The sequence below is a fragment of the Halobellus sp. Atlit-38R genome, from assembly GCF_003665925.1.
GTDB lineage: Archaea > Halobacteriota > Halobacteria > Halobacteriales > Haloferacaceae > Haloquadratum > Haloquadratum inordinatus.
Genome location: NZ_QXIJ01000356.1, coordinates 1 through 448, shown reverse-complemented (window position 1 = coordinate 448; position 448 = coordinate 1). Strand labels below are relative to the sequence as shown.

Here is a 448-nt window from a genome sequence, read left to right as displayed (position 1 = left end):
ACGTGTCGCAGCGCCTCAGGGTCGACACCCTCCGCGAGCGCTCGTCGGACGTGTGAGTGGACAGCTCCTTCTGACCCAGAGCCAGCCGCCAGCGCCAGTTTGACCAGGCGCTCCTCTTCGCCCTCGATCGGACCGGCTTCCGAACAGGCTTTGCCTAAATCGGCGTACTCGTCCCACACCTCGGGAAATTCAGCGGCGAGTTCACCCGCCGTCGACGGAAGTTCGTCGGTGTCTTCGATGGCATCAGACATACACGGACATCTAGAGAGTACAGATAAAAGCGACCCGAGTATTTCCATGACGTGACGATACTGCCTCGATCGGTTCGACGGATTCGAGCCGTCACTCCCCTCGACTAGACGCCATTGTCGGATCCAGTACCCGCCCGTGAGTCATCTCTTCGCCCATTTGCCGAATGATTGTCGCCTCAGCACCGTGGAGGCGTTGT

General features: G+C 59.8%; 1 protein-coding gene. It reads right to left on the bottom strand.

The window, feature by feature from the left end; translation table 11 throughout:
* Positions 1-251: carboxymuconolactone decarboxylase family protein (locus D3D02_RS19810; RefSeq protein ID WP_121571396.1), on the bottom strand; the 251-nt coding region annotated here is incomplete at its 3' end.
* Positions 252-448 lie beyond the last annotated feature (197 nt).